The sequence below is a fragment of the Phycicoccus sp. Root563 genome (assembly GCF_001427915.1).
Taxonomy (GTDB): Bacteria; Actinomycetota; Actinomycetes; order Actinomycetales; family Dermatophilaceae; genus Pedococcus.
In genome coordinates, this window is record NZ_LMGM01000001.1 from 588,197 (window position 1) to 612,229 (window position 24,033).

Annotated in this window: 19 protein-coding genes; 12 read left to right on the forward strand and 7 right to left on the reverse strand. The window is 67.3% G+C overall.

Annotated features, from left to right (window positions below):
* The first annotated feature begins 343 nt into the window (after positions 1–343).
* The 3 genes from ASD62_RS02800 to ASD62_RS02810 are packed head-to-tail and all read left to right on the forward strand — an operon-like array spanning position 344 to position 3,956.
* On the forward strand, positions 344–2,110 hold the full coding sequence (locus ASD62_RS02800) for a glycoside hydrolase family 15 protein (protein ID WP_056914664.1): 1,767 nt from the start codon (positions 344–346) through the stop codon (positions 2,108–2,110).
* Positions 2,111–2,155: 45 nt separating this feature from the next.
* Positions 2,156–3,208 (forward strand): SDR family oxidoreductase, encoded by a 1,053-nt coding sequence (locus ASD62_RS02805; protein ID WP_082553142.1) that lies wholly within the window; start codon positions 2,156–2,158, stop codon positions 3,206–3,208.
* A 40-nt stretch (positions 3,209–3,248) separates the two neighbouring features.
* Positions 3,249–3,956 carry a hypothetical protein gene (locus ASD62_RS02810; protein WP_056914665.1) on the forward strand — a complete coding sequence of 236 codons (708 nt, stop codon included), beginning with the start codon at positions 3,249–3,251 and terminating at the stop codon, positions 3,954–3,956.
* 15 nt (positions 3,957–3,971) lie between these two features.
* On the opposite strand, the gene ASD62_RS02815 is transcribed toward ASD62_RS02810, so the two are convergent.
* Entirely contained in the window at positions 3,972–4,520 is a 549-nt protein-coding gene (locus tag ASD62_RS02815; RefSeq protein ID WP_235530607.1) for a MarR family winged helix-turn-helix transcriptional regulator, read from the reverse strand.
* A gap of 178 nt (positions 4,521–4,698) precedes the next feature.
* Here ASD62_RS02815 and ASD62_RS02820 point away from each other — a divergent pair, with 178 nt between their 5' ends.
* From ASD62_RS02820 to ASD62_RS02860, 9 genes are all read left to right on the forward strand, one after another.
* Positions 4,699–5,061, forward strand: coding sequence for a hypothetical protein (locus ASD62_RS02820; RefSeq protein WP_235529174.1), 363 nt, complete (start codon positions 4,699–4,701; stop codon positions 5,059–5,061).
* Positions 5,062–5,093: 32 nt separating this feature from the next.
* Positions 5,094–5,720 carry a gluconate 2-dehydrogenase subunit 3 family protein gene (locus ASD62_RS02825; RefSeq protein WP_235529175.1) on the forward strand — a complete coding sequence of 209 codons (627 nt, stop codon included), beginning with the start codon at positions 5,094–5,096 and terminating at the stop codon, positions 5,718–5,720.
* On the forward strand, positions 5,717–7,432 hold the full coding sequence (locus tag ASD62_RS02830; protein ID WP_082553144.1) for a GMC family oxidoreductase: 1,716 nt from the start codon (positions 5,717–5,719) through the stop codon (positions 7,430–7,432). Before ASD62_RS02825 ends, ASD62_RS02830 begins: the two co-directional genes overlap by 4 nt.
* A 34-nt stretch (positions 7,433–7,466) precedes the next feature.
* On the forward strand, positions 7,467–9,260 hold the full coding sequence (locus ASD62_RS02835; RefSeq protein ID WP_056914668.1) for a thiamine pyrophosphate-requiring protein: 1,794 nt from the start codon (positions 7,467–7,469) through the stop codon (positions 9,258–9,260).
* Between the two features lie 19 nt (positions 9,261–9,279).
* Positions 9,280–10,404 carry an enolase C-terminal domain-like protein gene (locus tag ASD62_RS02840; protein WP_056914669.1) on the forward strand — a complete coding sequence of 375 codons (1,125 nt, stop codon included), beginning with the start codon at positions 9,280–9,282 and terminating at the stop codon, positions 10,402–10,404.
* Complete coding sequence (locus tag ASD62_RS02845) at positions 10,404–12,119, forward strand: ubiquinol-cytochrome c reductase cytochrome b subunit (RefSeq protein ID WP_157581252.1); 1,716 nt, start codon at positions 10,404–10,406, stop codon at positions 12,117–12,119. Before ASD62_RS02840 ends, ASD62_RS02845 begins: the two co-directional genes overlap by 1 nt.
* A gap of 141 nt (positions 12,120–12,260) precedes the next feature.
* Complete coding sequence (locus ASD62_RS02850) at positions 12,261–14,819, forward strand: molybdopterin oxidoreductase family protein (protein WP_056914671.1); 2,559 nt, start codon at positions 12,261–12,263, stop codon at positions 14,817–14,819.
* Positions 14,816–15,322 (forward strand): hypothetical protein, encoded by a 507-nt coding sequence (locus ASD62_RS02855; RefSeq protein ID WP_056914672.1) that lies wholly within the window; start codon positions 14,816–14,818, stop codon positions 15,320–15,322. The genes ASD62_RS02850 and ASD62_RS02855 overlap by 4 nt, the downstream gene beginning before the upstream one ends.
* A 2-nt stretch (positions 15,323–15,324) precedes the next feature.
* Positions 15,325–16,392 (forward strand): sodium:calcium antiporter, encoded by a 1,068-nt coding sequence (locus ASD62_RS02860; protein ID WP_082580535.1) that lies wholly within the window; start codon positions 15,325–15,327, stop codon positions 16,390–16,392.
* Between the two features lie 667 nt (positions 16,393–17,059).
* On the opposite strand, the gene ASD62_RS02865 is transcribed toward ASD62_RS02860, so the two are convergent.
* The 6 genes from ASD62_RS02865 to ASD62_RS02890 form a co-directional block, all read right to left on the reverse strand.
* Positions 17,060–17,740, reverse strand: a complete 681-nt coding sequence (locus tag ASD62_RS02865) for a GntR family transcriptional regulator (protein ID WP_056914673.1) — start codon at positions 17,738–17,740, stop codon at positions 17,060–17,062.
* Between the two features lie 99 nt (positions 17,741–17,839).
* A complete protein-coding gene (locus tag ASD62_RS02870) occupies positions 17,840–19,438 on the reverse strand; it encodes an ABC transporter substrate-binding protein (protein ID WP_056914674.1) in 1,599 nt (532 codons plus the stop codon).
* An 85-nt stretch (positions 19,439–19,523) separates the two neighbouring features.
* Positions 19,524–20,510, reverse strand: coding sequence for an ABC transporter permease (locus tag ASD62_RS02875; protein ID WP_056914675.1), 987 nt, complete (start codon positions 20,508–20,510; stop codon positions 19,524–19,526).
* A gap of 10 nt (positions 20,511–20,520) precedes the next feature.
* Positions 20,521–21,384: an ABC transporter permease gene (locus tag ASD62_RS02880; protein ID WP_056914676.1), complete on the reverse strand. Its 864-nt coding sequence runs from the start codon at positions 21,382–21,384 to the stop codon at positions 20,521–20,523.
* A complete protein-coding gene (locus ASD62_RS02885) occupies positions 21,381–23,156 on the reverse strand; it encodes an ABC transporter ATP-binding protein (protein WP_235530608.1) in 1,776 nt (591 codons plus the stop codon). The genes ASD62_RS02880 and ASD62_RS02885 overlap by 4 nt, the downstream gene beginning before the upstream one ends.
* Before the next feature lie 55 nt (positions 23,157–23,211).
* The gene (locus ASD62_RS02890) at positions 23,212–24,018 is read right to left on the reverse strand and encodes a hypothetical protein (protein WP_235530609.1); all 807 of its coding nucleotides are present in this window, start codon (positions 24,016–24,018) and stop codon (positions 23,212–23,214) included.
* Positions 24,019–24,033: the final 15 nt, after the last annotated feature.

The following is a 24,033-nucleotide window of genomic DNA, read 5'->3' on the forward strand; positions in this document are numbered from 1 at the left end:
TCTGGCCAGACACTCGACGTCTTTGTACCGGGCGCTGGCGCAGTCATGGTCGCTCTCCCGGAGTGAGAAGGTCCTGCAGACGATCAGGGCGATCAGGGCGATGAACCCGGTGACGGTCACGATGCGGCGTGCATGAGAGTGGAACGGGTCCTCGTGGGTATGCGGACTCATGGAGGCGTCGTCTCCTCCAGCAGCGTGGGGAGGCGGCGTCGCTATCAGGAGAACTCCCGCCTTACCAAGGGCGCGGCGTCCGTTCGTCCGAGCGGGACGTGTCGGACCAACTCAATTGAGCCTGAGGTCATTCAATTGCGCATACGCAATCATTGCGTGATAGAACGAAGGTATGACCAGCAAGGCCCCTTCCCCCCTCCCGCCGCATGTGTTGCGCGAGTATGCACTTCTGGCCGACGGTGAACGCGGCGCACTTGTCGGCCCTCGCGGAGACATTGCCTGGATGTGCGCCCCCCGCTGGCACGACGACGCCGTGTTCGCCTCGCTGCTGGGCGCACCAAGCGCGTATGCCGTGACGCCGAAGGACGACCGCCATGTTTGGGGCGGACGCTACGAGGACGGCTCCCTGATCTGGCGCAGCCGGTGGGTGACGAGCGGCGGCATCATCGAGTGTCGTGAAGCGCTGGCCTTTCCCGCCACCCCCGAGACTGTGGTACTACTGCGTCGGGTGCAGGCCATGTCGGGGCCGGCGGCCGTCCGCGTGACGCTCTGTCCGCGTACGGAGTTCGGTCGCTTCGGCATGACTCGCCTGGCCGAGCGCGACGGGGTGTGGACCGGCCGTCTGGGTTCCCTCTACGTCCGGTGGTCCGGCGGTACCCAAGCCCGCTCCTCCCACGGGGGCGGTCTCGAGCTCGACCTTGTCGTGGCCGAAGGCGACCACCACGACCTGGTCCTGGAGATCTCGACGAGGCCATGGGATGGACCGGCGCCGTCCCCGGATGTCGCATGGGACAGCACCGAACACGCATGGTCGTCCGCCGTACCCGCGATGGACACGACCATCGCGGCGGACGACGCCCGACAGTCTGCGGCGACATTGCGTGGGCTGACCAGCAGTAGTGGGGCCATGGTGGCTGCCGCGACCTTCGGCCTTCCTGAGCGGGCTGCGCAGGGACGTAACTACGACTACCGATACGCGTGGATCCGCGACCAGTGCTACGCCGGACAGGCGATGGCCGCGAGCGGTGACCTGACCTTGCTCGACTCCGCCGTGCGGTTCGTCAGCGACAGGGTGTTGGCCGACGGTGACCAGCTCGCGCCGGCGTACACGGTGACCGGTGAACCGGTCCCCGAGGAGCGCCGGCTCGACCTGCCCGGGTATCCCGGTGGCAGCAGCACCGTCGGCAACTGGATCAACGGTCAGTTCCAGCTGGACAACCTCGGAGAGGTCCTGCTCCTGCTCGCAGCAGGCGCCGGGCGCGACCGCCTGGACGTCGAACATTGGCGCGCCGCGGAGGTCGCCGTTGCGGCCATCCGCGACCGGTGGCAGCAGCCAGACTCCGGCATCTGGGAGCTCGAGGGTCGCCGCTGGACCCACTCACGACTGATGTGTGCCGCCGGGCTGCGAGCCCTCGGCCGGCACGCGCCAGCGCGTCAGGGGTCAGCCTGGAGCTCGCTCGCCGACTCCATCGTCGCCGACGCGGCGCGGGACTGCCTCCACCCCTCAGGACACTGGCAGCGCTCACCCGACGATGGGCGAACCGACGCCAGTCTCCTGCTACCCGGGATTCGCGGTGCCTTGCCGACGTCAGATCCACGGACCGTGGCCACCGTCGACGCCGTGGCCAGACAGCTCGGCTCCCGGGGCTACGTGTACCGCTTTCGCCAGGACGAACGACCCCTGGGTGAAGCGGAGGGCGCCTTCCTGCTGTCCGGATTCCACCTCGCCATGGCGGTCCATCAACAAGGACGGCACACCGAGGCCATGCGCTGGTTCGAGCGCAATCGGGCCGCCTGCGGTGCTCCTGGACTGTTCAGCGAGGAGTACGACGTCGAGCAGCGCCAGCTACGGGGCAACTACCCCCAGGCTTTCGTCCACGCTCTGCTCATCGAGTCGGCCACGCGACTCGCCGGCCCGAGCACCGCACCCATGACCTGATCATCCGGCGGCAAGCCCTGCCATCCGAACCGCCCACGAGGAGAGATGAAGCTCATGACGGAACGACAGATGAACAGTCAACAGACCCGAAAGCCTGCAGCGCGAAGTCGCGTCGTCGCAGTCACGGGAGCATCCGGAGGCATCGGTCGGGCCACCGCGATCGAGTTCGCCCGGCAAGGGGCCGCAGTCGCGCTCGTGGCCCGCGGCGAGCAGGGCCTGAAGGCTGCCGCCGAGCAGGTGCGGGCCGCCGGTGGCGTGGCACTGGTCGTCCCCACGGACATGGCCGACCCTGCGCAGGTACAGGAGGCGGTCGACCAGATCGAAGCCGAGCTTGGCGCGATCGACGTCTGGGTCAACGTGGCATTCACGTCGGTCTTCAGCCGCTTCGACCACATCACCCCTGCGGAGTTCGCGAGGGTGACCGAGGTGAGCTACCTCGGCTACGTCTACGCGTCGATGGCGGTGCTCCCCCTGATGAAGGGCCGCGGTAGGGGAACCATCGTCCATGTCGGTTCGGCGTTGGCCTACCGCGGGATCCCGCTGCAGACCGCGTACTGCGGGTCCAAGCACGCGATCCAGGGCTTCCACGAATCGCTGAGGTGCGAGCTCCTGCACGACAAGAGCCCGGTCAAGGTCACCATGGTGCAGATGCCGGCCGTGAACACACCGCAGTTCTCCTGGGTGCTCTCGCGGTTGCCCCGCAGACCGCAACCGGTGCCGCCCATCTACCAACCAGAGGTGGCCGCACGGGCGGTCGTCCATGCTGCAGATCATCCCCAGCGGCGCGAGTACTGGGTGGGGGGCAGCACGGTGGGCACCCTCATCGCCAACGCCGTCGCCCCAGGGATCCTCGACCGCTACCTGGCCCGCACCGGAATGTCGTCACAGCAGACCCAGGAGCCGCAACCGTCGGACGCACCGGTCAACCTGTGGGATCCGGCCGACCAGGACCACGACTTCGGAGCACATGGCAGGTTCGACGCACGCTCGACCTCCCGCAGCCCTCAGGTCTGGGCCTCCCAACACCACGGAGTCGTCGGCGCGGGAGCCGCGCTGGTCGGCGGCCTGGTCGCCGGTATCTGGGCCAGGCGACGGTGAGGACCACGGTGCTCGACGAAGCACGGACCCGGTCTCCTCGATGAAGGTCCGCGACGCGGTGCGCCTCGGGTACGGATTCCTGCTCCTGACTCGTCCCGAGCGCGTGGCGAGGGTGCTGACCGGAGGCGGGTTGGACCGTCGGGCGCGCGTCACGGCGCGCATCCTCGGCGGCCGGCACATCGCCCAAGCCCTTCTGGTCGCGCGCGACGGCAGAGCCGCCGTGCGCCGAGTGGGCCGCGCCGTTGACCTGCTGCACGCCGCGAGCATGCTGCTGCTGGCCGCGTGGGCCCCGGACCGGACCCGCACGGCCATGGCAGACGCCGCCGTCGCCACCCTCTTCGCCGGACCCTCGAGTCCCACCGAGGACAACTCGAACGCCCTCGCCCCCCGTCGACGGCCCGCGACGCGGACGCCGCAGCCGTTGCTCGACCTCCCCGCACCCCCGCACCCGAAGGGAGTGCTCCCGATAGCGGACCGGGGACTGACGGGTGGCGCCGCGCTACGAAGGCGGCACCGGCACGAGCGTCAGGATGCCCTGAGAGAGGTGCTCGCCAAGTCCCCCGGCCTCAACCTGGCGCAGACCCGGGCAGCACTGGTGAGCGCTCTGGAGGCCCGAGGGCTCGGCGTGCCGCCAGAGCCCTGGTTGGAGGCCGCCGCGATCGACCTGGTCAACGGCAACATCTATGTGGTGAACGGTCCCGCCATGCAGGACACCGGGTTGGAGCTTCCCCCGCACGGCCCCACCTGACCACCGCCACCTACGTCAGGTGGGGAGCCCCAGAACATAGGCATCCTCACCCTCGGACGGCTCCCCAGCTGCCTCCGCGAACGATTCCAGCGTCCGGGCCAGAGCCCGACGGCTGGTGGGGCTCATGTTCTCCATCACCGCCAGGATCGACTCGCGACGGTAGGCCATCACGCGCTCGACCACGTCATGGCCACCCTTCGAGAGCTCCAGCGCCAGGTATCGACGGTCTGCGGGGTCCTCCGTGCGCTCGAGAAGCCCTGCGACCACCAACCGTTCCACCGTCCGGGTCGCGTTGGACGGGTGGACACCTAGGGCATCGGCGACCTGCCCGAGGTTCAGTGTCCCGCGACTGGCGACGAGGACCAGGACGCGCAGCTGTGGCAACGAGACGATGTCCTCCACCTCAGCCACCGACCGGGCGATCACCCCTACGAGCACCCGCGCCGCACGCATGACCGCATCGGCCTGCCGGTCTGGGTCATTGACACTTGCCACCGAATCACCACTCATGACACGAGTATGCCAGCCGTTGCAGCCACTCAATCGTTGCGCTTGTGGATTCATTCTTGGCGTGTCATCCTCGCTATAGTTGCACCCGCGCAATCGTTGCACCACGGCACCGACCTGTCAGGAGCCCTTTGTGTCCACACGTCATGACCACCACCCACCCAGCGCCTCCCATGGGATCGATCGCTTGGTGCGAAACGTCGCCCACGGACGGTTCGAGCGGAGCCTGTCTGCCTTGACCGCCGCCGGAGCCCTGATCACCGCCGCGGAGATCTACTTCGAGCACGACAAGGCGAGCTTCGGGAACCCGTGGATGTGGACACCAGTCGTCCTGGGACCGATAGGCGCCGCCGCAGGCGTTGCAGGAGTGGTGAGCCAGCGCGCCGCCAAGACCGCGCTGCCCATCGCCTCGGCCGCGATCGTCGCCAACGGACTCCAAGGCACCTACCTCCATGCGCGAGGCGTGGCCGACAAGCCGGGCGGATGGCGCAACTGGCGCTACAACGTGGAGATGGGCCCTCCCCTGCTGGCCCCCCTGCTGGTCACCCTGGTCGGCGGGATGGGCGTGGTCGCAGCCATTCTCCGGAGGGAGAAGTGAAAGGTGCACGCGGCCAAGGGGTTCCGCTGCCGTTGAGCCCCGAGGACGGCGGTGGCCGCTACCCGGGATTCGACACCCTTGCCCAGTCGCAGCACTGGGACGCCGCCACGACCGGAATCGTGGCGCCACGGATCGGGATCCCCGCCGACCTACGCTTCTTCACCCTTTCGGAAGAAGCCGCGGCGTGCGCCCTCACCGACCAGCTGCTGGGGCAGCGTGAAGACCCTCGCGTACCGGTGGTGCGGATGATCGACGCTCGCCTCGCCGAAGGCCAGGGGGACGGCTGGCACCACGTCCACATGCCCCCGGACGCCCAGGCCTGGCGAGACAGCCTGGCCGGGATCGACGCCGATGCACGCAACGCCTTCGGCGCCGACTTCGCAGAGTGCAGGTGGCTTGACCAGCTCGCGGTCCTGCGTGCCGTCCAGCATGCCACCGGGTCATGGCACGGCATGCCGGCCGACTCGGTATGGAGCCTATGGACCCGCTACGCCGACACCGCCTTCTACTCCCATCCCTTGGCGTGGAACGAGATCGGTTTCGGTGGCCCCGCGTACCCGCGCGGCTACAAGAACCTCGGCGTCGACGCCCTGGAACCGTGGGAGGTCAAGGACACCCGTCGCCAGCTCGACCCCCTGCGTCCGCGGGGCAACCAGTGAAGGGACTCGACGGCCGCGCGGTCCGCAGCCGGAACGAGTCCGCGTGGCTGGTGCCGGCCGACGGTCGCGACGTCAACCACCAGCTGCGCTCCGACATGCGCACCTTCGACGACGATGACGAGGTCGACCTCGTCATCGTCGGCTGTGGTGCAGGCGGCTCGACGCTGATGCAACGACTGGCGCGCCGGGGCTGGCGGGTCGTCGCCCTGGACGCCGGCCCGTTCTGGGACCCCGAGCGCGACTGGGTCAGCGACGAGGCCGGTTCCCACCACCTGTACTGGAACGAGCCCCGCGTCATCGCCGGTGAGAACCCGGTCCCCCTGGGCTCGAACAACTCCGGGCGTGGCGTCGGCGGATCGATGGTGCACTTCGCCGGGTACACACCTCGGTTCCACCCCAGCGACTTCCACACCAGGACCCAGGACGGGGTGGGAGCCGACTGGCCCTTGCAGTACACGGACCTGCGCCCCTACTACGAGGACATTGAGGGCGAGCTGCCCGTGGCCGGCGAGGACTGGCCCTGGGGGGATCCGCACCGATACCCCCACTCGGCGCACCCGGTCGGCGGCAACGGCGAGGTGTTCCTGCGGGGCGCCGAGGTGCTCGGCATCCCGGTCAAGGTGGGTCCGGTGGCGATCGCCAACGGCCGGTTCGGACATCGCGCGCACTGCATCTACAGGGGGTTCTGCCTGCAGGGGTGCAAGGTCAACGCCAAGGCTTCGCCCCTGATCACCCACGTCCCCGACGCCCTCGCTCACGGCGCGGAGGTCAGGGCGGACTCGATGGTCACCCGGGTGGAGGTGGACCAACGGACCGGCCTGGCCACGGGTGTGCACTTCGTCCGACGTGGCAGGGCACGCTTCCAACGAGCGCGCATGGTGGCGGTCGCCGGCTACTCCATCGAGACCCCACGGCTGCTGCTCAACTCAGACTCCGCCAGGTTTCCCCAGGGCCTGTGCAACGACTTCGACCAGGTGGGCCGCTACCTCATGGTGCAGGGGGCGCCCCAGACCGCGGGCAGGTTCGACGGCGAGGTGCGCATGTGGAAGGCGCCCCCGCCCGAGGCCAGCACTGAGGCGTTCTACGAGACCGACCCGGCCAAGCCGTACAAGCGCGGCTTCTCGATCCAGACGGTGTCCCCGCTGCCCATCACCTGGGCAGAGCACGTCTCGGCTCAGGGCCATTTCGGTGCGGACCTGCGCCGGTACATGAGCGACTACCCGCACTGGGCCTGTCTCGGTGCGCTCTGCGAGTTCCTCCCCCGGCCGGGCAACCGGGTCACCCTCTCTGACGAGCGGGACCGCCACGGACTGCCGGTGGCGCACTTCTCGTACTCACAGGGCGACAACGACCGCATGCTCCTGAAGGCGGCCGGTGAGGTGATGGAGTCGATCCTTCGCGCGGCAGGTGCAGGTGAGGTCATCACGATCAACCGCTCCGCACACCTGGTGGGGGGCGCCCGCATGGCCGCCAACGAACGCGAAGGTGTCGTCGATGCGTCATGCCGCAGCTTCGCCGTCCCGAACCTCTACATCACCGACGGCAGCGTCCTGCCGACCCAGGGCGCCGCCAACCCCGCACTGACGATCATGGCCGTCGCCGCACGAGCCGCCGACCTGCTCGCCGCTGGAAGTCGCGGCGGTGCCCCGCGCAGGGACCCGGAACGGCAGGCGGACCAGAACGCTCGCTCGAGGACCTCACGCGCCCACTGAGACGGGGCCCACCCGTTCGATCACAGGAGTAGACATGGCAGCACAGACGGTCGCCGACCACCTGCTGGAACGACTGCGTGACTGGGGAGTCGAGCACGTGTTCGCCTTCCCGGGCGATGGCATCAACGGCATCCTCGCCGCGTTCGGGAGAGCAGACAACACACCTCAGTTCATCCAGTCCCGACATGAGGAGATGTCCGCGTTCGAGGCCGTCGGCTACGCCAAGTTCAGCGGCCACGTCGGTGTCTGCATGGCCACGTCGGGCCCCGGAGCCATCCACCTGCTCAACGGGCTGTACGACGCCAAGCTCGACCACGTGCCGGTCGTGGCCATCGTCGGACAGACGGCGCGCAGCGGCATGGGCGGCGCCTACCAGCAAGAGGTCGACCTGCTCACCCTGTTCAAGGACGTCGCCGGCGACTACGTGCACATGGTCATGGTGCCGGAGCAGCTGCCCAACGTGCTGGACCGCGCCATCCGTACCGCTGTGGCGCAGCGCGCGCCGACGGCCATCATCATTCCCTCCGACGTGCAGGAGCTGGAGTACTCCGCCCCCACTCACGCCATGAAGATGGTCCCCTCCAGCCTCGGGGTCCGGTGGCCCGCGGTGGTCCCTGACGACGAGACCATCCGCGAGACCGCTGATCTGCTCAACAGCGGTGGGAAGCCTGCGATTCTCATCGGGCAGGGTGCCCGCGGCGCGGCGGACGAGATCGGACAGGTCGCCGAGATCCTCGGTGCGGGTGTGGCGAAGGCCCTGTTGGGCAGGGACGTGCTGTCGGACGACCTGCCCTGGGTGACCGGTTCGATCGGCCTGCTGGGCACCCGGCCCAGCTACGAGATGATGGCGGACTGCGACACCCTGCTGACCATCGGGTCGAACTTCCCCTACACCCAGTTCATGCCGGCGTTCGGGCAGGCGCGCGCGGTGCAGATCGACATCGACGGCAAGTTCATCGGGATGCGATATCCCTACGAGCTCAACCTCGTCGGCGACGCTGCGACGACGCTGCAGGCGCTGATCCCGCACCTGCACCGCAACGAGAACCGCGCCTGGCGCGAGACGATCGAGGGGAACGTCGCCGACTGGTGGGGAGCGATGGAGCGCGAGGCCATGGTGGACGCGGACCCGGTCAACCCGCAACGGCTCTTCCACGAGGCGTCCAGACAACTGCCCTCCAATGCCATGGTGGCCGCGGACTCAGGTTCGTCAGCGAACTGGTACGCCCGACAGCTGAAGTTCCGGGGAGACATCCGCGGCTCGCTCTCGGGCACCCTCGCGACGATGGGGCCCGGCGTGCCCTACGGCATCGGAGCGAAGTTCGCCCACCCCGATCGGCCTGCCGTCGTCTTCGCAGGTGACGGAGCCATGCAGATGAACGGTCTGGCGGAGCTGATCACCATCAAGCACTACTGGGAGCATTGGAGCGACCCGCGACTGGTGGTCGCCGTCCTGCACAACAACGACCTCAACCAGGTCACGTGGGAGATGCGGGCCATGGAAGGCGCGCCCAAGTTCGTCGAGTCCCAGCGACTGCCGGACGTGGACTACGCCGCCTTCGCGGAAAGCCTTGGCCTGCAAGCGATCCGCGTCACCCACCCAGGACAGCTCGAAGACGCCTGGAGGCGAGCGTTCGCTGCCGACCGCCCGACGGTGCTGGACGTGCACGTCGACCCGGACGTGCCCCCCGTGCCCCCGCACGCGACCTGGACGGAGATGAAGGCCACGGCACGGTCGATCCTCGGGGGCGACGAGGACCGGTGGGGTGTCATCAAGGAGGGCGTGAAGACCAAGGTCGCCGAGGTCATGCCCGGCGGTGACAGCTGATGTGCCGAGACCAGCGCGCATGACCGCCAAGCGGCTCCGGGGCCAGTCCCACCCGGTCATCGACGACGTGGACGTGAGCGTCTACACGGTGCCGACCGACGCACCCGAGGCGGATGGCACCACCACCTGGGACTCCACGACGGTGGTCCTGGCGCAGGTCAGGGCGGCCGACGTCGTGGGAACGGGCTGGACCTACGCCCCCGCCGCGGCGGCCGCGCTCGTCACCGAGCTCCTCTCCCCCGTGGTGTCCGGTGCCGACCCCCTGGACGTGACGGGCCTGTCCCAGTCGATGATCCGCGCGGTGCGCAACGCCGGGCGTCCCGGCTTGGTGTCCTACGCGATCAGCGCCGTCGACGTCGCCCTCTGGGACCTCAAGGCCCGCTTGCTCGACCTACCCTTGCACCGCCTCCTCGGCTTGGTCCGCCATGACGTGCCGGTGTACGGGAGCGGCGGCTTCACCACGTACGACGCCGCACAGCTGGACCACCAGCTCACTGGCTGGTGCGGGCAGGGCATCCCGCGGGTGAAGATCAAGATCGGCGAGTCCTGGGGCACCCACACCGGGCGCGACCTCGAGCGGATGCGCCATACGCGCACAGTGATCGGGCCGGAGGTCGAGCTGTTCGTGGACGCGAACGGCGGGTACTCGGCGAAGCAGGCCATCCGGTTGATTCGGGCCGCAGACGATCTGGAGGTGCGGTGGTTCGAGGAGCCGGTGTCCTCCGACGACCACCAGGGACTGCGCCAGGTACGCGACGCCATCGATGCCGATGTCACCGCCGGCGAGTACGGGACGGACCTCTACTACTTTCGTCGCCTGTGCCAGTCCGGGGCGGTGGACTGCCTCCAGGTTGACGCCTCCCGGTGCGGCGGCATCACCGAGTGGTTGCGTGCGGCGGCTGTTGCGGCGTCCTTCGGACTGGAGGTCTCCGGGCACTGCGCTCCCCACCTGCACGCCCACGTCGCTGCAGCCACCCCGAACCTTCGGCACCTCGAGTGGTTCCACGACCACGTCCGGATCGAGACGATGTTCTTCGAAGGCACCCTCGATCCCGCGCACGGTCACCTGACACCCCGCCCGGACTCACCCGGCCATGGTCTGACCCTGCGGGAGTCCGACGTCATCCCGTACAGGGTGGCGTGATGGACTCACGAAGGACCTTGGGTGGGGTCGCCGGCTGGCTGGACGACCGCACCGGTGCAGCCAAGCCCATCGGCCACCTCCTGCGCAAGGTCTTCCCCGACCACTGGTCGTTCATGCTGGGCGAGCTGGCGCTGTACTCGCTGCTGGTGCTGCTCGTCACCGGGACGTTCCTCACTGTGTGGTTCGTGCCGAGCAGCGGCACCGTCGTCTACGGGGGGTCCTATGCGCCTCTTCGCGGGCTCACGGTCAGCGAGGCCTACCGGTCGACCGTCGACATGTCCTTCGACGTGCGCGGTGGGCTCCTGATCCGGCAGGTCCACCACTGGGCTGCACTGCTGTTCACCGTTGCCATCGCCGTGCACATGATGAGGGTCTTCTTCACCGGTGCGTTCCGAAAGCCCCGCGAGCTTAACTGGGTGATCGGCGTGAGCCTGTCCCTGCTGGCCATCGTCGAAGGCTTCGCCGGGTACTCCCTTCCCGACGACCTCCTGTCGGGCACGGGTCTGCGCATCGCCAACGGCCTCATGCTGTCCATCCCGGTCATCGGCTCGTGGCTCGCGTTCGCGGTCTTCGGCGGACAGTTCCCCGGCGACGACATCATCCCGCGCCTGTATGTGGCCCACATCCTCCTGATCCCCACCCTGCTCGTGGGGCTGGCACTGGTGCACGTCCTGATCGTCGTCGTCCAGAAGCACACCCAGTTCGCCGGCCCCGGCCGCACCAACCGCAACGTCGTCGGCTTCCGACTCATGCCGACCTACCTCGCCAAAGCCGGTGGGTTCTTCTTCATCGTCTTCGGGGTCACCGCCCTCATCGCAGCCCTGGTCACCATCAACCCGATCTGGATGTTCGGTCCCTACGACCCCACGGCGGCCTCCGCCGGGTCGCAACCGGACTGGTACATGGGTTTTGCCGAAGGAGCCCTGCGGCTCATGCTGCCATGGGAGATCCACGCGTTCGGCCATACGCTCAGCCTCAACGTCCTCCTCCCTGGGGTCCTGCTGATCCCGGTGATGTACGCCGTCACCGCCGCGTACCCCTTCATAGAGCGATGGGCGACCCGCGCCGGCCCGCAAGAGCACCACCTCATCGACAGACCGCGGAGCGCACCTACCCGTACGGCGATCGGTGCCGGTGCACTGACCTTCTACGTCGGCCTGTTTCTGGCCGGCGGGAACGACATCATCGCGCTCAAGCTGCACCTGTCCATCGAGGCGATCACCTGGTCGCTGCGGATCCTGGTCGTCCTGGCGCCCTTGGTCGTGGGGTGGACGACACGCCGGATCTGCCTGTCACTGCAGTCACGCGACCGCGCAACGGTCCTGAAGGGTCGTGAGACGGGCACGCTGGTGCGCACGGCCGGTGGCGGGTTCTTCGAAGCACACCGCCCACTGTCGACGTACGAGCAGTGGCGCCTGGTGGCGCACGGGCAACCCGACGTCGCTGCTGGAGATGGACAAGATGAGCGCCTGCCGACGTCCGACTCGGCGGAAGACGCTCCTGACCGCAACGTCCTTGGCACGCAGGCAGCTCGCCTGCACGTCACGGGGCTGCGTGGGCGGCTGAGTCGCGCAGCGGCAGGCCTCTACTTCTCGGACCAGGTCCCCACTCCGTCCCCACCGGACCAGCGCCGGGCCGAGGACCTCCTTCGGGAGGACCATGACGCCCTGCGGCACGAACGAGTAGGCGGCCCGAACCGCCTCGGGCGCAGCTGACTCCCGTCGGAGAAATAGTGTGCGGCATCGCATCTGTTGCGGGCGCGCACATACTTGGGCAGGCTGCAGTCAGGCCTCTCGGAGGGAGCACTCCCTCGCTGGACACCGGGGCGGGCTGACGACGACAACAAGGAGCGGACGATGACCGACTCGATCGATCGCATTGCGGACATCTGGGGCCCCCTGACCCCGCACGCGCGCGGCACGGCGTGGCCCGCCCGCGTCGACACCCACCTCGAGGAAGGAATCACCCCGGACTCGGTCGACCGGTGGGTCCAGTCGGCGTGCCTGCTGTGCAGCAACGGATGTGGATGTGACATCGCAGTCAAGGACGGCCGGATGGTAGGGGTGCGGGGACGTGGCGGTGACGTCGTCAACCACGGACGGCTGGGACCCAAGGGCTTGTACGGCAGCACGCCGTGGGCATCGTCCCCGGATCGCCTGACCCGACCACTGGTGCGGCGGGACGGGGTCCTGGTGGAGACCGACTGGCAGACAGCCATGGGCACAGTCGTCGAGGTGAGCAAGCGCCTTCTCGAGGAGAAGGGGCCGCTGTCACTCGGTTTCTACACCTCCGGGCAGCTGTTCATCGAGGAGTACTACGCCTTGGCCGTCATCGGCAAGGCCTGCTTGGGAACACCTCACATGGACGGCAACACGCGGTTGTGCACGGCCACGGCTGCGGCATCGTTCAAGGAGAGCTTCGGCGCCGACGGGCAACCGGGCTCGTACACCGACATCGAGCACTGTGACGCGATCTTCCTGTTCGGCCACAACATGGCCGAGACGCAGACCGTCCTTTGGACCCGGATCCTGGACCGGACGCGTGGTCCGAACCCGCCGACCATCGTCTGCGTCGACCCGCGCCGCACACGCGTCGCCGATGAGGCGATCCGCACGGGGGGCGTCCACCTCGCGGCCAAGGTGGGCACCAACCTGGCGCTGATGAACGCGTTGACCCGTGAGCTGTTCGTCAACGACTGGGTGGACCAGGAGTGGGTGCAGGCCCACACCGTCGGCCTGCAGGACCTGTTGGAGACGGTCGAGCACTGCACCCCCGAGTGGGCCGGGGAGATCTGCGGTCTCGACCCCGCGGACATCCGGCGTGCGGCGCGGATCTTCGGTGAGAGCGACCACGTGCTGTCCACGGTCCTGCAGGGCTTCTACCAGTCCCACCAGGCGACAGCGGCGTCGGTCGCGGTCAACAACCTGCACCTCCTGCGAGCGCAGATCGGCAAGGTCGGCTCCGGTGTGCTGCAGATGAATGGCCAGCCGACGGCCCAGAACAACCGTGAGTGCGGAGCCGACGGCGACCTGCCCGGCTTCCGCAACTGGGACAACGCCGCCCACGTCCAGGAGCTCGCCGACCTGTGGGACGTCGATGCGTCGGTCATACCCCATTGGGCTCCCCCGACCAACGCCATGGAGATCTTCCGCCACGCCGAGGAGGGCACCATCGGCATGCTGTGGGTGTCGGCGACCAACCCTGCGGTGTCCATGCCCCAGTCAGCCCGGATGCGCAAGATCCTCGGCGGCGACCAGTGCTTCGTCGTGGTGCAGGACCTCTTCCTGACCGAGACCGCGCAGCTGGCCGACGTGGTGCTCCCGGCCGCGGGCTGGGGCGAGAAGACCGGGACCTTCACCAACGTCAATCGCACCGTGCACCTGTCCGAGAAGGCTGTCGAGCCCCCAGGTGAGGCCAAGAGCGACCTCGAGATCTTCACGCTGTACGCGGAGCTGATGGGCTTCACCGACCGCTCGGGCCGGCCGTTGCCGTCATGGCGTACCCCTGAAGAGGCATTCGAGGCGTGGAAGGAAGCGACGGCCGGACGCCCGGTCGACTACACGGGACTGAGCTATGACCAGCTCCGCGGCCCCAGCGGCATCCCCTGGCCGGTCAACGCCCAGACCGCACCCGACGGCACCGACCGGCTCTACACCGACGCCGTCTTCCCCACCCACACGGACGAGTGCGAGACCTACGGACACGACCTGCTCACCGGAGGTGCCGTCACCGAGACCGAGCACCGTGCCCTCGCTCCTGCCGGCCGGGCCTTCCTCAAGGGGTGCGAGTGGACCCCCGCCCACGAGGTCCCGAGCGACGAATACCCGTTGCTGTTCACCACAGGTCGGACCGTCTACCAGTTCCACACACGGACCAAGACCGCTAGGGCGCGCAGGCTCAACGAGGCCGCGCCCGACGCCTGGGTCGAGCTCAGCGCCGAGGATGCGGCAGGGCTCGGTGTCGCCGAGGGCGACGTCGTCCGCGTCGAGTCACCCCGAGGCGCCATCGAGGTTCAGGCCCGCGTGGGCCGCGTCATGAAGGGCGCGGTCTTCGCGCCGTTCCACTACGGCACCTGGGACCTCACCGACGCCGAGCTCGACAGCCCTTCACGGCAGGCCAACGAGCTGACCATGACCGTGTGGGACCCCGTGTCCAAGCAGCCGTACTTCAAGACGGCCGCCTGCCGAGTGGTCAAGGTGCGCGACGGCGACGGCCCCTCCCCCGCTCCCACCACGGCGGCCTCCGCCCCCGCTCAAGCCGACGTGCCACCGACCCGCGGAGGAACACCCACCTCCAGCGTCGTCCTCGACCCCATACCCCTTTATCCGAACGACCCTGCGCAGGCACCCAGGTCCGGACGCGTCCCTGTCCTGCCGGAAGGCGACGCCAGAACGTCGGAAGGGGGCCGGTCATGAGCACCCACCTCGCGACGTATGTCGCGCTCATCCACGCCAGCGAAGCCACCTTGGCCGACTCCTTCGACACTATCGGCCAAGGACACGCGAACCATCCAGACGTGCTGTTCACCTGCCAGGCCCTGGCCAAGATGAGCCGGCAGCACGTGGCGAAGCTGCAACCCGTTGCGGCCAGGTACGGCGAGGCCTCGGACGTCGAAGAACCACAACGCCTGCATGCTTCGGGTGTCGGCGAGGTTCGCAGTGGAGCCGTCGGCCTGCTGCGCGACCTGCAGGACCTCCACATGCTCGCGACCCTGGTCGACAGCACCTGGACGGTTATCGGACAAGGGGCGCAGGGACTGCGTGACGAAGAGCTGCTGTCCATCGAGAAGGCCGCACGCAAGGACGTCTCCCGCCAGCTGGCGTGGCTGGTGACCCGGATGAAGTCCGCCGCACCCCAGGCCCTGATCGTGGCTCCCCCGGCCGACCCGCCGGCAGCCTTCACCCCCGGGAGGGCCTGAACGTGCTGCCGCACCTGCCCTTGTGGGCGGAGCTGCTGCTCTTCGTCGCGAGTGCAGCCGTGATCTGGGTCGCCGGGATCCCGCTGTCCAACTACACCGACATCCTGGCCGACCGGCTCCACCTCGGTCAGGCGCTCGGGGGTCTCATCCTCCTCGCGGTGGCCACCAACCTGCCCGAGATCGCCATCACCTACAGCGCTGCGGCCAGCGGGAAGCTGGACGTGGCGGTGAGCAACATCCTCGGAGGTATCGCGATCCAGACTGTGGTCCTGGTCGCGTTGGACGCGTTCGGTGTTCGTGAACGACGGCCGCTGACGTACCAGGCCGCGAGCCTCACCCTCGTGATCGAGGGGGCGATCGTCCTGGCAGTGCTCGTCGTCGTCGTGATGGGCACCCAGCTGCCCAAGGACCTCGTGGTCGCCCGGCTGACGCCCGACGTCGTCCTCATCGGGCTGGTCTGGGTCGCGGGGCTCATGCTGACCCAGCGGGCAGGGGGGAAGCTGCCCTGGTCCAACAGCGGTGAAGCCCCCGACAGCCAGCCGAAGCCGCGTGGCCACTCGCAGAAGACCCGCTCAGCCGAGGCGACCCGAAAGGGCGTCAGCACCACCCGGGTCATCCTCATCTTCGGTGCCGCAGCGGTGGCGACCCTGGTCGCCGGTGCCGTCGCCGAGGAGAGCGGCACGGCGGCTGCCGACCAGGTGGGCCTGTCAGGAGTGCTGTTCGGTGCGACCGTGCTGGCGGCTGCGACGTCCCTCCCAGAGCTCAGTACGGGCCTGAACGCGACGCGGCAGGGCGACTACAAGCTTGCGTTCGGCGACATCTTCGGCGGCAACGCCTTCCTGCCGGTGCTGTTCCTGCTGGCGGTCCTGGTCTCGGGCAAGGCCGTCCTGCCCAACGCCCACGCCGCCGACATCTACCTCACGGGTCTGGCCGCACTCCTGACAGTCGTCTACATGGCCGGCCTGATCTTCCGTCCAGCGAAGCAGCACGCCCGTCTCGGCATCGACAGCATCGCGGTCCTGGGCCTCTACCTCCTAGGCATCATCGGGCTCGTCGTCCTCCCGCAGTAGCACCGACACAGTTCGTCTCAGCGCCCAGGGTGGCGCTGAGCCCGCCCACCTGAACAGCGGTCGCGAGTGTTCGAAAACGATCCCGTCTCTGACCATGCGACGTTCAAGCACCGACGCCCCCTTCACGCAGCCAACTGACCTCTTCCCCACATGGGAAGTGACTGGCCCTCCTTCGGGCGTCCACGCACGTCAGCGGACGTGCAGGGAGCGGCACCAGGGCCGAAACGCGCCCTCTTAGTCAAGCAACTAGTCAAGCAGGCGTCGTTGACGCGGCCCAACGAAGAAGCCCCTGACCAGCGTTTCCGCAGGTCAGGGGCTATTTCGTACTGGTGGGCGATACTGGGTTTGAACCAGTGACCTCTTCCGTGTCAAGCATTCTCATGCCGTGCGTCACTGTTCGTCGACGTCCTGCTGAGCACGAAGCAGTCCCCCGATGTTCCTCGACATCCGGTCTAGCACGCCGGCGTTGTCAAGCAGTTAGTCAAGCAGACGTTATGCGACTGTCACGGGAACCGGGGGTCGGCCGGGGCGCGACCTTGGGTGGTTTCGTGCTGACGCGTCCGTGGCCGTCGCCACCCCAGACACGTTGCGACCTTTCGTTCCGCCGACCCGGACGAGCTAAACGGCCAATCGATAGCGAGGCCCCTCCTCTGCACCTCCAAGATGCTCAGCCTTCTCTTGATCGGAGCGCAGTGAAGGAGGGTATGCGGTCGTGCTCAATATGGGTGTAGGCGAGTGCCTCAGCCAGGCGCTCGTTGCCCGAGCGAATCGCATCAGTCAGATGCACGTGATCGTTGAACGCCTCGTCGGCATCGAGCTGCGAGGTCAGGTAGAACAGCCAGAGGGCTCGTTCCGAGACTGACCGCATCAAGGTGGCCATCAGGTCGTTACCCGCCAGCTGAACGATTGCCTCGTGGTAGCGGGTGCTGGCCTCCGCGATCTTGTAGGGGTCACCCTCGTGCACGACATCTTGAGCTAATTGCAGTGCCGCATCCAGTGGCTCTGTCGACGCCCCGGCAGCGACCCGTGCGGCGGCGTAGCGCGCAGCCCCGACTTCGAGGCTCAGCCGCAGGTCGAACAGGTCGTTCACCCGCTTGGCGTCCCACGTGGCCACCACGGCACCTCTGCGCGGAGACGTCTCCACAAAGCCGTGCATCTCCAGCTGCGGAACTGCCTCCCGGAGTGGAACCCGGGAGACTTCGAGCTCTTCGGCCAGGCGTTGCTCGATCAGACGCGAACCTTGCGGGTAGGTCCCGAGGATGATTCCTTCGCGCAGCGCCAAGTAGACCTGCCGCGCCAACGAGTCCTTCTGAGCAACCTCGACCAGTTCCCGTTCCTGGGTGGCCATGTGACTCCTTCATTTGGGTACGTGCGGCACTCGTGCGGTGACCCGATCTCGCCTGGGGGGCCAGCAGTCGTCTGCTGGCCCCCGCTGTCGCGGGCGTGTCTACTTCTTGATGGACAGCATGCTGAAGTTGAGCTCATTGGCGCCAATGTTCTGGGACTCCGGCACGCCCGTGAGCCACTTCTGCGCCACCACCCAGTCCTTGTTGTAGGACAGGTTCATCCAGCAACCCGTGGCCGAGTACGTCTGGGCGGCCTTGGCGAACAGCGCCTTGTCGCCGGTCTTTAGCGCGGCGTTGAGGTCGGCGTCCGTGGACGGGTCGTCGCACTTGAAGTAGTTGATGCCTCCGGTCTTGTCCCAGAACACGTGGCCCCACATGTACGGGCTGCCTCCGTCAGGTCCGTTGTTGCCGTCGAAAAAGACGTCTGGGCCCTTGGTGGGGTCGTTGGGCCAGTTGAAGACCTGCGACGTCGGATAGCTCTGAGCGCTGGCCTTGATCCCGATGGCCTGCAACTGCGCAGCCACGATGTTGGCCATCTGCTGAGCGTTGACATTGTCAGAAGCATGTCCGATCACCATTGCCGTCCCGGCGGGCAAGCTTTTCGCATACTTGCTCAGCACGGACGGGTCGTACGTGATGTTCTGCTTGTCTGACCCGTCGTCGATCATTCCCTTGGCGTAGATCGTCGTCGCGGGTGTCGACCGGGCGCCCAGCACCTGTTCGACGAGCTGCTTCTGGTTGATGGATTGGAGGAATGCGGTCCGGGCCTCCTGCTTGGCGAAGAAGTCCTTGCTGGGGTTCATGAAGATCATCGCGGACTGGATGGTCGGCAGGAAGTAGCTGGCAACGGTCTGGTTGTCTTGGTACTTCTTCAGGCTCGAGGACGGCAGGTTTGCCACGCTGACGGATACGTCGCCGTTGTCGATTGCCAGTTGCAGCGACGACACGTCGTCGTAGACCGGCATGTTGATGGTCTTGAACGGCGAGATCGTCCCCCAGTAGTCCTTGTACTGGCTCAGGACGTACTTCGATCCCACCTGCACGTCACTCAGCTCGTAGGGGCCTGTGCCAAGGTCGTGGGTGGACAGGTACTTCTGGGCGTTGTCCGACCCTGCGTTCTTCTTCACACCGTCGGGCGAGACCATCTTCGGGCCGAAGGGGGATGCCAGGTAGTCCAGGAAGGCGGAGTTCGAGGACTTGAGCTCGACGACGGCCGTGGCTGCGTCCGGCGTCTTGACCGACGCGACATCCTCGACCATGTAAGCAGCGCCACCCTTGACCGCCGCGCGGCGGGCGAAGGACGAGCGGACAGCGTCCGAGGTGAACGGGGTGCCGTCGTGGAAGGTGACACCCTTGCGCAACTTGAAGGTATAGGTCTTGAAGTCCGGTGAAACGGTCCAGGACTCAGCCAGACGCGGCGCGACCTCTACCTTGTCGAGGTTGTTCTTGTACTGCACCAAGCCTTCGTAGACGTTGAGGATGATGGCACAGCCATTGTTGGCGTAGTACACATCGGGGTCGGGTGGCTGTCCGATGTCACCCAGCAGTCCAACCGTCAACACGCCGTCGGTAGGGGCCGCCTTACCGCCCGCGGACCCCTGGGAGCTGGTCTTGTCAGCACAGCCGGCGACTGCGAGCAGAGGAAGGATGGCGACGGCGACCAGCGCCTTCAGAGCCCTCTTCCCACCTAGTTGATTCATCACGCGCTACTCCTTAGTTGTGATCCGGCAGACTTCTTGTGTTCAAGCTGGTCGCACGCGCGCCCTTTCGGGGCAGCACGGCGGGTCATAGGTTCAAGCGTGGGTCGGCGGCCGCCTGGAGGAGATCAACCAGCGCGTTGGCGATGATGTAGATCGTGCCGAGGACAAGCGTGACCGCGGCGATGGCCGGGAAGTCCGATACCGGAATGCTCCGAGCCAGGTAGTTCCCGATGCCGGGCCAACTGAAGATCTGCTCGACGACGATCACGCCCGCAAACATGAAGCCGAGTTGCAGGCCGGCCATCGACAGCGCTGGTCCGATCGAGTTACGAACCACGTGGCCTCCCAGAACCGCCCCTTCGCTGAGGCCTTTGGCACGCGCGGTGCGGACGTGGTCGGCATTCATCGTGGTCTCCAGGCTCGCGCGCAGGATGCGTCCGATGGCGATGGCCGGGGCGATCGCCAGGGCAAGGGCGGGCAGGACCAGGTGCTGAAGGGCTGTCGCCCACTGCGCTACGTCTCCATGGAGGAGACTGTCGACCATTAGGAACCCGGTCGGGCCCGAGGCGTTGGCGCCGCGGTCGCCGCCCGGGAGCCAGCCGAGACGAGAGTAGAAGAGGACGATGCCGCCCAGGGCCAGGAGAAAGGACGGGCCGGTGGCCAGCACGAGCAGCAGGCCGCGTAGGACCGAGGTTCCCCACCACCGCAGTGCCCCCGATACGGCGAACAGAATGCCCAGCACAAGGGCGAACACGAACGCCACCGTCACGAGCTCGGCCGTCGCTGGTAGGAAGTCGCCTAGGTCGGAGACGACCGACCTGTGAGTGCGGAAGGAGACGCCAAGGTCACCGTGCAGGAGGCGTCCTAAGAAGTGCAGATAGCGTAGGGGAAGTGGGCTGTTCAACCCGAGAGACTCCCGGGCCGCCGCAACGGCTTCCGGCGAGGCGTTCAGTCCGATGTAGGCCTTGACCGGGTCCCCGGGGGTGATCTCTTGGAGAAGGAAGATGATTGCTGACAGCACGAGGATGAGAACGAGGCTCGACCCTAGGCGACGCAAGATGAACTTGAGCACGGTCGTCCCCTTATCGCTTTGAGTTCAGTAGCTGCCGGACGGCGTCCCCGCCCAGGTTGGCGATCAGGCTCATCAACAACACGGCGATGCCTGGAGTGATGGGAATCCACCACTGGGTCAGCAAGAGCTGCAGACTGCGGGCAGTGTCTGCTCCGAGCTCGGGGGCAGGGGCGGACTGGCCGAGCCCGAGGAATGACAGACCTGCCAGGAGCAGGATGACGTTCCCGATGTCCAGGCTGGCCGTCACCAGGGCCGTGGGCACGGCTCCGGGGACGATGTGTCGCAGCACCAAGCGACCGCGCCCGACACCGGCGAGCCGCGCCGCCTCCACATGCGGTCTCGATGCGAGGGACTTCACCTCGGCACGGATGATGCGGGCGTAGTAGGGCCACCAGACGATCATGATTCCGATCAGGGTGTTCTTGAGTCCGGGTCCGAGCGCAGCGACGATGGCGATGGCCACCAGAGCGCCGGGTAGCGCCAGAAACAGGTCGGTGAACCGCATGAGCAGGTTGTCGATCCAACCGCCACACACCCCTGCCGTGACGCCGATCGCACCGCCAATGACCAAGCCGGAGGCCACGACGACCAGTGAGGTGAACCAGCTGATTTGGATGCCCCACAGGGTTCGGCTGAGCAGGTCACGGCCGATCGAGTCGGTGCCGAGAAGGTGGTCGGGAGACCCTGGCGGCAAGTTGAGCATCCCCACCGGCTGGACTGGGTCGTAGGGCGAGAGGACGCGACCGAGAACGGCAACGATGGTGACGAGCAGAAGCAGTGAGGCGACAGCCGTACTGGCCCGTGACCCCGAGGGGGTGCGAGACGTGAACGCCAGCACGCGCATTCGTGACGCGGGGATCTTCGCAACAGTCATGACGTCGTCACCTCGATCGTCGGGACCGAGGCAAGAAGAGAGCGCGTATAGGGGTGCTCCGGTCTCTCGATGACATCCGTCGCCGGTCCCATCTCGACGATCTGCCCTTGGGTCATCACGGCGATCTGGTCGCCCATGAGGCGAGCTACCGACAGGTCGTGTGTCACGAAGATGACGGTCATCGCGAATGCGCTGCGCAGCTCACGGATGAGGTTGAGCACACTGGCCGCCAAGGAGGCGTCGAGGGCACTGGTCGGCTCGTCGCACAACAGCACGGACGGTGGGATGACGGTGGCACGAGCGAGGGCGACACGCTGCTTCTGGCCGCCGGACAGCTCGCTCGGGCGGGCATTGGCAATACCAGCCGGGAGACCGATCGTGGTGAGCGCCAAGTCCAGCCGGCGCTGCACCTCAGCCGAACCCAGGCGCAGCGGGCGCAGGCGCTCACGGAGGAGTTCACCCACCGTCAACCAGGGCGTGAGAGATGAGCCGGCATCCTGGAAGACCATCTGCGCTCCCTTGTTGCCCACGTGCACGGCACCGGAGGTGGGGGGGATCAGTCCCGCCACCACGCGCAGCAGGGTGGACTTCCCCGACCCGCTCTCACCCACGATCGAGAGTGATTCGCCGGCTCCGACCGTCAGGTCGACGCCACGAAGGGCATGCACCTCCTCGCGGTGGCGCGCCCCGGACTTCAGGACGAACCGCACGTGCACGTCGTCGAGGCGTACCGACTCCCCTGCCTCCGAGAGCTGACGGCTCTCGGACCGCAGCACCGGATCGACGGGAGCCCGCGAGTGGGCAAGAGCCTGCACCTGAGCCACAGATCGCCAGCACGACCGTTCGTGCAGGAGGGTCGCATCGGCGCCCAAGGCGACGGGAGCTAGCGGCGGCTGTTCGCGCGAGCACTGTTCGTCGGCGAGGGGGCACCGCGAGTGGTAGGCGCAACCCAGCATGCGCTCGGCCGGGGTAGCCGTCTCCGGCTTCAAGGTCGTCAGTGGCAGGTTGCGTGGTGTCTCCAGGGACAGCCGGGAACTCAGCAGCCCCACGGTGTACGGGTGCGTGGGACGTCGCAGCATCTCCGCGACGGGACCGAGCTCAGCCACCCGTCCGGCGTAGAGAACAGCGATGCGATCGGCGATCTGGGCAGCGACGGCGAGGTCGTGGGTGATCAGGACGACACTGCAGCCAAAGGTGTCGCGGAGGTCGGCGAGCAGTTCCAGCACTTGGGCCTGCACGGTGACGTCCAGGGCGGTGGTGGGTTCGTCGGCGATGATCAAGGAGGGTCGCCCTGCTACAGCGATGGCCGTCATCACCCGCTGGCGCAGTCCGCCTGAGAGCTCGTGGGGGAACACCCGGAAACGTAGTTCGGGATCAGCGATCCCGACCGACGTCATCAGCTGGAGCGACGTCTCCCGGTCGTGGCTGACCTCACCGATCTGCTTGCCCACCCGCATGGTCGGGTTGAGCGAGGTCATTGGATCCTGGAAGATCACACCAAGCTCGTGGCGGCGCAGGTGACGCAGCTCAGATGGCGCGCTGTTGAGGACGTCCACGCCCGCGATCTCAATCGAACCGTGCGTGCGCGGTCGGGACGCCTGGGGCAGCAGGCCCATCATGCTCAGCGCAAGCACGCTCTTGCCCGATCCGGACTCGCCCACCAGTCCCACGATCTCGCCGCGTCCGACGTCAAGGTCGACACCACGCAGCACCTCGCTGCGTGCACCGTCGCGTTCCAGGCTGACCGTGAGCCCACGGATGGAGGCAGCCAAACCCTCGGCGGGGTGCGGGTCGGGCCGGTCCCCGGTCGACCGCTTCGAGCGAACGTCAGCGAACTTCATCAGTCACGTCCATTCCGGTTGCTGCGGATCGTTCGTCAGCCATGACGCGGTAGATCTCACGCGGTTGGGTGAACCAGACTTGGTCTCCCCTGCTGGCGAGGTGCTCCAGCGCGCGAGCGAGCTGCCGAAGTCGGAACGGCGCGCCCGAGATGAACGAATGGATCACGATGCTCATGACCAGTCGCTGTTCCCCGGCAGCCAGCAGCAGCTCCTCGAACTCGTCGATGATCATGTCCGCGAACTCGCGGGCGCCCACGTTGCGACCGATGATCGACGTGCTGTCGTTGAGCTCGAGGGCGTAAGGAATCGCCAGCAACGGAGCCGAGCGAGTGTTCAGCCAGACGGGCTGGTCGTCCAGGCGGAGGTCCAGCACGTAGCGGTAGCCGCTCTCCCCCAGTAGGTCGAGCGTGTTGCTGGTCTGGGTCAGCCATGGGCTTGACCAGCCGAGGGGGGCTGCACCCTCCTCGTCATGGATCCGCGCAGCCACCTCCTTGAGGTACAGGAGCTCTTCGGGCTCGCTGAAGGAACCCAGAGAGTGTGAGTTGGACACTCCGTGGCCCACCACCTCGGCGCCGCTTCGACGCACGGCCTCGAGCAGCTGAGGCGCGCTGTCATAGAGCGCCGTGTTGAGCAGGACCGTAGGTGCGATGTCGAAGGTCTCCATGCGCCGCAGCAGCCTGAAGGCGCCCACGCGGTTGCCGTAGTCGCGCCAGCTGGCGTTCACCAGATCGGGCGCCGAGACTCCTTCAAGGAGGTCCTCGGTCTGGCCCTCTCCGAAGGTGTAGTGCTCCACGCCCATGGCCACGTA